Here is an 8,066-nt window from a genome sequence, read left to right on the forward strand (position 1 = left end):
GGCACGGATACCGCAACGGGCTATGGCGCAGCAGGAAAACTTCGCTTTTATAGCGGCAAATCCTCCGGTGGAAGGTGCGGTGCCGGTGCGCTTTATCTTCCATGATGTTCCCGACACGTTGTACGTCTCTTCATCGGGAGGTTGGTACGAAGTGGAGGTCCATCCCTTGGATAACGATGCCCGGGCCATTAAAATACCAACGCCCTTTAACTTTCCTGCGAAAATAGAATTGAGGTACACCACTTTTTGGAAGTGGATTATGATGATTATTAAGGTATCAGTAAACAAATAGAATAATCGAAAGAAATATTGAGATTAGATTATTGTTTAGCAATTATTTTAGTATCTTTGTGGAAAGAGCTATCAATATGACACATACAGAACGACATATAATAGATACTTATTCTGGGCTTTTTGAGGGTTTAAGTTCCCTTGGTAAGTTGGAATTACTTGAACGTCTTGCAAAGTCTATTAGGAAAGATGGAAAATCTAAAGAAAAGGATTTTTTTAGTTCGTTTGGAGCATTTGCTTCTGATGAACCTGCCGAAGAAATTGCAAAAGAAATTAGAGACAGTAGAAAGTTTAGAAAAAAAGATCTTAAAATTTGAGTTATGCAATATTTGCTTGATACCAATATTTGTATTTTTTTTCTCCGTGGAATGCTAAAATTTGATGAAATCATCAGGCAAAAAGGACTTGACAATTGTTTTATATCAGAACTTACAGTATTTGAACTAAAATACGGAGCAGAAAATAGTACTAATCCTAAAAAATCACATCAAGCAGTTGATAAATTTGTCAAAGGATTGACCGTTATTCCTATTTATGGAATAGTAAATCAATATGCCGAAACCAAAGTCTATTTAAGAAAAAACGGTACACCTTTACACGATGAATTTGATTTGATAATAGGCGTAACTGCACTTGCCAATGATTTGACTTTGGTGACTGATAACACCAAAGATTTTAAATTTATCAAAAACTTGAAACTCGAAAACTGGTTCGATAGAAAATAATCTATGCCATGATACTGATATCATTCGTATCTTTGTACCCGTTTTATCAAATGTAGGTTGCTTGCGAACTTCGTTTTATGTTTTCGTGAGTTGGAAATATAGGGAGATGAATCAGAATAAATTCACAGGAGGTATTTTTGTTTTTCTGGGGGCTTGCAGCTTCGGGGTACTGTCGACAATTGTAAAGAATGCGTATGAGGAAGGTTATACACTTGGGCAAATCACCGGATCACAGGCTTTCCTGGGAATGGTGATGTTGTGGGTACTCTATTTTTTGCATAATACTCTTTTCAAAGGGAAAAATAGTACACCTATAAAGCATCCACAGATAGAAAAGAACAGTTCATCCAGACCGACGGCATGGTGGAAGGTTTCTTTTGCCGGTATATTTACGGGATTGGTAGGTATTTTTTACTATCAGTGTGTGAAACTGCTCCCGGCCTCCATTGCTATTATCCTGTTGATGCAGTACCTGTGGATCAGTATTTTGATTGAAGCGGTAGTCTTTAAGAAAAAACCACATAAAATGCAATTGATTGCCGCTTCTATAGTACTTGTCGGCACAGCATTCGCTGCCGGAGTCTTCAACGAGGCAGTGACTTTAAACATGAAAGGAATAGGATTTGGTCTACTGGCAGCGTTTTGTTATGCCATATTCCTGATAGCCAGCGGTCGGGTAGGGAATGACCTTCCTGTATTGAAGAAAGGAGCATTGATGATTACCGGGTCATGCATTGTCACATGGACCATCTTTCCTCCGTTATTTCTGTTTGATGGACTGTTTTTCGACGGTCTGTATAAATGGGGCCTGACACTGGCTTTGCTTGGCACAGTGATTCCTCCCCTGTTTTTCTCTTTCGGGATGCCGCGCACCGGTGTTTCGTTGGGTGCCATCCTTAGCGCGGCAGAATTGCCGGTTGCGGTAATCTCTTCCAGTTTCATTCTCGGTGAGGATGTACAGGCGCTGCAATGGGTCGGGGTTTTACTGATCCTCTCTGCCATCGTGCTTACGAATATAAAATTCCGAATAACAACTGAATAACAACCGAACCAAATGATTACAATATTAGGTATAGAATCTTCCTGTGATGATACTTCAGCGGCGGTGATCCGTGACGGGGTGATCCTTTCTAACGTGATTGCCGGACAGGCCGTACATGAACGGTATGGCGGCGTAGTGCCCGAACTGGCATCACGGGCCCATCAACAAAATATTATTCCCGTAGTGCATGACGCATTGAAACAGGCGGGTATCTCCAAAGAAGAAATCTCGGCGGTTGCTTTTACACGGGGACCGGGATTATTGGGTTCTTTATTGGTGGGAACATCCTTTGCAAAAGGTTTTTCCTCTGCGCTGAATATCCCGATGATTGAGATTAACCATCTCCAGGCACATGTGTTGGCCCATTTTATCAAGGAGGATGCGCAGGATACCAACCAACCCGGATTCCCTTTTCTCTGCCTGCTGGTTTCGGGAGGTAATTCCCAAATCATATTGGTAAAGTCTTATGATGAAATGGAGATCATGGGGCAAACCATTGACGATGCGGCAGGCGAAGCGTTCGACAAGTGTGCCAAGGTGATGGGACTGGGTTATCCCGGAGGGCCGGTGGTAGATCGTCTGGCGAAACTGGGTGACGCCGACCGGTTTACATTCAGTAAACCCCGTATCGCAGGGTATGATTACAGTTTCAGCGGATTGAAAACATCGTTTCTCTATTTTCTTCGGGATGAACTGAAAAAAGATGCCGGCTTCATCGAAAAAAATAAGGAAGATCTTTGTGCGTCGCTTCAAAAGACTATTATTGATATCCTTATGGACAAACTCTACCTCGCTGCCAAAGACCTGCGGATAAAAGAGGTTGCAGTAGCGGGAGGCGTATCGGCGAACTCGGGTCTGCGGGCTGCTTTTGAAGAATATAGCCGCCGTTACGGATGGAAGATACATATCCCTAAATTTGCGTATACTACAGATAATGCCGCTATGGTCGCCATTACAGGATATTATAAATATCTCGACGGTGAATTTTGTTCGCCGGATGTTATACCTTATGCGAGGGTCTCAATCTGATAATGAATTAGATGTTTGTGATGCATCATATTCTATGTATAATTTACTAAAAGAGATCTCGTATTGTTGAAAATTAATTACAGAAATATTTCTTTAATTAAAAGTTAATTCGTACCTTTGTCCCCGATTTGATTAGGATTGTTTAGGGTTATACGGAAATACTTTTCTTGCGATAAAGCACTTCCCTTTACCGTTCTGGATTTTACGTATTAAGTATGAATTATTATACTCCGGCAGAAGCTGCCGAAGCGTTTAGGATCACAGCAATTAATAAGTCGAAACTCCCGTTTCTTCATTTTGCTATTGCGGCTGTTCTCGGTGGGGCATTCATCGCACTCGGCGGGTTACTCACTGTGATGGTGGCCGGTGGAATGCCGGAAACCGGCAGTGCTAATCCCGGACTGGTGAAGTTTGTGGCGGGGGCTCTCTTTCCTGTAGGACTTATCATGGTCTCGGTCACGGGGGCAGACCTGTTTACCAGCGACTGCGCCGGTCTGGCTTTTCCCATGTTAAAACGGGATATAACGGTGATGAACGTGGCGAAAGTCCTCTTGCTTTCTTACCTCTTTAATTTCGTAGGAGCGCAATTCATCGCTTTCGTACTGTCCGCCAATGTGGGCCTGTTCGATAAAGAACCCTGGCAATCTTACCTGCACCATTATTCCGGAGCAAAGGTGAATCAGGATTTCGCACGTGTCTTTGTGAAAGGGATTGGCGCTAACTGGCTGGTATGTCTCGGCATGTTCATGGGATACACTGCGAATGACATCATCGGGAAAAGCGTGGCTATATGGATCCCCATTATGATTTTTGTGGTGCTTGGATATGAACACTCGATTGCCAATATGTTCTTTATTCCGGCAGCAATATATAGCGGCGCCGATATCACCTGGAGCGGTTTCCTTGCGAAGAACCTGTTTCCGGCCACACTCGGGAATATTGTCGGTGGGATGTTACTGGTAGGAACGGTCTACTGGTACCTGTTCCTGCATCAACCCCCAAAAATAGACAGGCATAATTAAAACAGCATATATCTACATTACACAATAAATATATATCAACGATGAATAATCAACATGAATCTTGGAAAGGCTTTAAGGGCGACATCTGGAGAAACGAAATAAATGTAAGGGACTTCATTATGAATAACTATACGCCGTATGAGGGTGATGATAGTTTTCTGGTTTCTTCCACCGAACGTACCCGTAAAGTCTGGAACAAGTTGACGGAAATGTTCAAGGTAGAACAAGCCAAAGGCGTGTACGATGCCGAAACCAAATACCCGCAGGAAATAGACACCTACGGGCCGGGATATATCGATAAGGATAATGAGGTGATCGTGGGTTTACAGACCGATGCTCCGCTCAAACGGGGAATCTTCCCGAAAGGGGGTATCCGTATGGTGGAGAATGCATTAAATGCGTATGGATACGAACTCGATCCGATGACCAAAGAGATTTATACCCGCTACCGTAAAACGCATAATGAGGGTGTTTTCTCGGCTTATACCGAAGAAATGATGGCTGCACGCCGTTCCGCCATCATTACCGGATTGCCCGATGCCTATGGCCGGGGGCGTATTATCGGTGATTACCGCCGTGTGCCGCTTTACGGAACTACAACTCTGATCACAGAGAAAAAAGAATTCCTGAAACGCCTCGACATTCAGGAGATTACCGAAGATATCATACAGCGTCGCGAAGAGATCTCGGAACAGATCAAAGCGCTGAAAGCTTTCGAAAAAATGTGTAACGGATATGGATTTGACGTATCCGAACCGGCTAAGGATGCCCGTGAGGCAGTGCAGTTCCTTTATTTTGCTTATCTGGCGGCAGTGAAAGACCAGGATGGGGCCGCCATGTCGATCGGACGTACTTCCACCTTCCTCGATATCTATATTGATAAGGACATCAAAGCAGGACTCCTGACCGAAGAGGAAGCACAGGAATTGGTCGATCAACTGATCATAAAGCTGCGGATAGTGCGTTTCCTCCGTACGCCGGATTATAACGACCTCTTCTCTGGTGATCCGGTATGGGTGACCGAATCGCTGGGTGGACAGACGGTGGATGGACGTACTTTGGTAACCAAAACATCCTACCGTTACCTGCATACGCTCTATAATCTTGGTCCCGCTCCGGAACCCAACCTGACAGTACTTTGGTCGCAGAACTCTCCCGAGAACTGGAAACAATTCTGTTCGAAAGTGTCGGTGGATACCTCGGCTATCCAATACGAGAATGACGATTTGATGCGTCCCGATTATGGAGATGACTACGGGATTGCCTGTTGCGTATCGCCGATGAAGATTGGAAAGCAGATGCAGTTGTTCGGTGCGCGTGCCAACCTGGCCAAATGTTTATTGTATGCCATCAACGGCGGTCGTGATGAGAAATCAGGCGTACAGGTGGCACCGAAATTTGAAGCGATTACTTCTGAATACCTCGATTATGACGAGGTGATGGCGAAATTCGAGCAGATGATGCGCTGGTTGGCCAAAGTATATGTCAACGCATTGAAAATCATTCACTATATGCACGATAAATATGCGTATGAAGCGTTTGAAATGTCGCTGCATGACGGGGATGTGCAACGTATCCGTGCGACGGGTATCGCCGGGCTTTCCATCGTGGCCGACTCACTCGCAGCCATCCGTGATACGAAAGTGAAAGTGATCCGTGATGAACGGGGCATTGCCGTGGACTTCGAACGGGAGGGTGATTATGTGCCTTTCGGTAACAACGACGACAGGACGGACCGGATCGCGGTGGATATCACCCGCAAGTTCATGGGATATCTCCGTCAGCACGAGACATACCGCAATGCCATCCCCACACAGTCGATCCTCACCATCACCTCTAACGTGGTATATGGAAAGAAAACAGGAGCAACGCCTGACGGACGTCCCGCAGGAACGCCATTTGCCCCGGGTGCCAACCCGATGAACGGCCGTGATACCAAGGGAGCGGTTGCAGCACTGGCATCGGTGGCCAAACTGCCGTTCCAGCATGCACACGACGGAATTTCCTACACCTTTGCCGTTTCTCCGGGTACCCTCGGAAAAGAACGGAACGTACAGGTGACGAATATGGTCGGACTGCTCGACGGATATTTCACTTCGGATGGTGGGCAGCACCTCAATGTGAACGTGTTCGACAAGGATCTGCTGGTGGATGCGATGAACCACCCCGAGAATTATCCGCAATTGACGATCCGTGTGTCGGGTTATGCGGTGAATTTCGTGAAGCTGACCAAAGAGCAACAGTTGGATGTGATCTCAAGGACGATCAACCACGCACTGTAATTGTATTTGTAACTAAAGCGGAGCCCTTTAGATATTTTGTGGGGACCCATCACTCGTGAAGAGCGTAAAAAGAGTAGCTGTTTGAGCGAAGCGAGTTTCTACTCTTTTTAGCTCGAACGAGTGGTAATGGGTCACAAAATATCGTCAGACGGATGCTTTAGTTACAAATACTTTATCCCACGATATGTTAGGACGGATTCATTCACTGGAGAGTTTCGGTACGGTTGACGGGCCGGGCATCCGCTTTGTGGTTTTCCTGCAAGGCTGCCCCCTGCGGTGCCTTTACTGTCATAATCCCGATACCTGGGATCCGAAACAAAGCGGGAAATACGTCCTTTCTCCCGAAGAACTGCTGGAAGAAGTCCTTCGTTACAAGAGTTTTATCGCCAAGGGGGGAGTGACCGTCACCGGTGGGGAGCCCTTATTGCAACCCGAATTCCTGTATGAATTCTACTCTTTATGTAAAGAGAACGGCATACATACCGCACTCGATACTTCCGGCGCCATTTTTACTCAAGCTGTGCAAAAAGTATACGATATAGTAGATTTGGTATTGCTTGATGTGAAATCGATCGATCCGAATCAACACAAAGAACTCACCGGAGTAAAAATCGATAACACGTTGAAAAGCCTTAACTTTCTCGAAGAAAAAAATAAACCCACCTGGGTCCGCCATGTGATTGTGCCGGGATGGACAGATGATGATCTTTTACTGAAAAAAACGGCCGATTACCTTGTTCCCTACCGCTGTATCGAAAAAGTAGAACTGCTGCCGTATCATGATATGGGCACACGCAAATATGAGCAGCTGGGAATGGAATACCGCCTGAAAAATACACTTCCGCTATCGAAGGAACGATTGGAAAATGTCCGTACTATTTTTAGAGAAGCAGGACTTCGGGTAGGGTAAGTTGAAAATGAAAAGTTCTTTCATAATGAAATTTTCGCTAAATTTGTAAATCATAATCTGAATGAGTATTCAGGGTAAAGTATAAAAAATTGGTTATGAAAACAATAGCGGTTAAACGGAGAAAGCTGATAGATGAAATCAACCGGTCTCAGAATGAGAGATTATTGGATGAACTTTATCTTTTTATTCAAAAAGATAATCAGTTAGAGGATGTTTATTGTTTGTCTGATGATCAGAAAGACGCCATTGCTATTGCTCGGGAACAGATTAAGAATGGGCAGATTTACGACAATGAAGAGGTCGAAAACGAGATAAGGCAATGGCTCGAAGAGTAATACTTTCAGAATTGGCTCGGGATGATCGAAGACGAATCCTTGAATATTTTGGTAGACGTAATCAATCTAAAGCTTATAGCAAAAAGTTAAATGAGCAATTCAGTCAGGCTTTAAGATTAATTTCGTCCTATCCTCAAATAGGAAAGCTGACAGATGACAAAAATTTACGTGTGAGGATTGTGTCCACTATCTAATTTTTTATGAAGTTAGAAAAGACGCTATATATGTATTAACTATATGGGACAGTAGAAGAGATCCAAAAGAATTGGAAAAAATTCTAAGATAATTCAATATGATTATCCGCAATATGACCTATTGTAAATTTTCGATTTGAAATCGGGGCTGTACGAGACAGCGGCAATGACCAACCTGTCGAAAAGTTTGTCCGGGAAGAATCTCCGGTTAAACTTATAACAGAATTCATTGAGGT

At 44.3% G+C, this 8,066-nt stretch carries 9 protein-coding genes and 1 pseudogene; 9 read left to right on the top strand and 1 reads right to left on the bottom strand.

The genetic code is table 11. From position 1 onward, the window contains the following. From ABV001_RS05765 to ABV001_RS05805, 9 genes are all read left to right on the top strand, one after another. A partial coding sequence (locus ABV001_RS05765; RefSeq protein ID WP_352421924.1) for a hypothetical protein occupies nucleotides 1-292 on the top strand: 292 nt, incomplete at its 5' end. Between the two features lie 76 nt (nucleotides 293-368). Beyond that, nucleotides 369-608: a hypothetical protein gene (locus ABV001_RS05770; protein ID WP_294079171.1), complete on the top strand. Its 240-nt coding sequence runs from the start codon at nucleotides 369-371 to the stop codon at nucleotides 606-608. Between the two features lie 3 nt (nucleotides 609-611). Further along, the gene (locus ABV001_RS05775) at nucleotides 612-1,016 is read left to right on the top strand and encodes a type II toxin-antitoxin system VapC family toxin (protein ID WP_294079175.1); all 405 of its coding nucleotides are present in this window, start codon (nucleotides 612-614) and stop codon (nucleotides 1,014-1,016) included. A 106-nt stretch (nucleotides 1,017-1,122) separates the two neighbouring features. Beyond that, the gene (locus tag ABV001_RS05780) at nucleotides 1,123-2,058 is read left to right on the top strand and encodes an EamA family transporter (protein ID WP_352421925.1); all 936 of its coding nucleotides are present in this window, start codon (nucleotides 1,123-1,125) and stop codon (nucleotides 2,056-2,058) included. 12 nt (nucleotides 2,059-2,070) lie between these two features. Then, nucleotides 2,071-3,087: a tRNA (adenosine(37)-N6)-threonylcarbamoyltransferase complex transferase subunit TsaD gene (gene tsaD, locus ABV001_RS05785; RefSeq protein WP_294079178.1), complete on the top strand. Its 1,017-nt coding sequence runs from the start codon at nucleotides 2,071-2,073 to the stop codon at nucleotides 3,085-3,087. Between the two features lie 215 nt (nucleotides 3,088-3,302). Then, complete coding sequence (locus ABV001_RS05790) at nucleotides 3,303-4,109, top strand: formate/nitrite transporter family protein (RefSeq protein ID WP_352421926.1); 807 nt, start codon at nucleotides 3,303-3,305, stop codon at nucleotides 4,107-4,109. 41 nt (nucleotides 4,110-4,150) lie between these two features. Next, a complete protein-coding gene (gene pflB, locus ABV001_RS05795; RefSeq protein ID WP_352421927.1) occupies nucleotides 4,151-6,391 on the top strand; it encodes a formate C-acetyltransferase in 2,241 nt (746 codons plus the stop codon). A 184-nt stretch (nucleotides 6,392-6,575) separates the two neighbouring features. After that, complete coding sequence (pflA, locus tag ABV001_RS05800) at nucleotides 6,576-7,301, top strand: pyruvate formate-lyase-activating protein (RefSeq protein WP_352421928.1); 726 nt, start codon at nucleotides 6,576-6,578, stop codon at nucleotides 7,299-7,301. 95 nt (nucleotides 7,302-7,396) lie between these two features. Continuing rightward, complete coding sequence (locus ABV001_RS05805; RefSeq protein WP_352421929.1) at nucleotides 7,397-7,636, top strand: hypothetical protein; 240 nt, start codon at nucleotides 7,397-7,399, stop codon at nucleotides 7,634-7,636. Nucleotides 7,637-7,932: 296 nt separating this feature from the next. Here the strand turns inward: ABV001_RS05805 and ABV001_RS05810 are convergent. After that, nucleotides 7,933-8,066 (bottom strand): annotated as a pseudogene (locus ABV001_RS05810) (IS1595 family transposase); the annotation flags it as partial.

Origin of the sequence: Proteiniphilum sp. (assembly GCF_040307845.1) — a bacterium.
GTDB lineage: Bacteria > Bacteroidota > Bacteroidia > Bacteroidales > Dysgonomonadaceae > Proteiniphilum.

Excerpts from the sequence above, each read along its gene's own strand:
- ABV001_RS05770 (WP_294079171.1), top strand. The coding sequence starts at position 369 with ATGACACATACAGAACGACATATAATAGATACTTATTCTGGGCTTTTT.
- ABV001_RS05775 (WP_294079175.1), top strand. The coding sequence starts at position 612 with ATGCAATATTTGCTTGATACCAATATTTGTATTTTTTTTCTCCGTGGA.
- ABV001_RS05780 (WP_352421925.1), top strand. The coding sequence starts at position 1,123 with ATGAATCAGAATAAATTCACAGGAGGTATTTTTGTTTTTCTGGGGGCT.
- tsaD (WP_294079178.1), top strand. The coding sequence starts at position 2,071 with ATGATTACAATATTAGGTATAGAATCTTCCTGTGATGATACTTCAGCG.
- ABV001_RS05790 (WP_352421926.1), top strand. The coding sequence starts at position 3,303 with ATGAATTATTATACTCCGGCAGAAGCTGCCGAAGCGTTTAGGATCACA.
- pflB (WP_352421927.1), top strand. The coding sequence starts at position 4,151 with ATGAATAATCAACATGAATCTTGGAAAGGCTTTAAGGGCGACATCTGG.
- pflA (WP_352421928.1), top strand. The coding sequence starts at position 6,576 with ATGTTAGGACGGATTCATTCACTGGAGAGTTTCGGTACGGTTGACGGG.
- ABV001_RS05805 (WP_352421929.1), top strand. The coding sequence starts at position 7,397 with ATGAAAACAATAGCGGTTAAACGGAGAAAGCTGATAGATGAAATCAAC.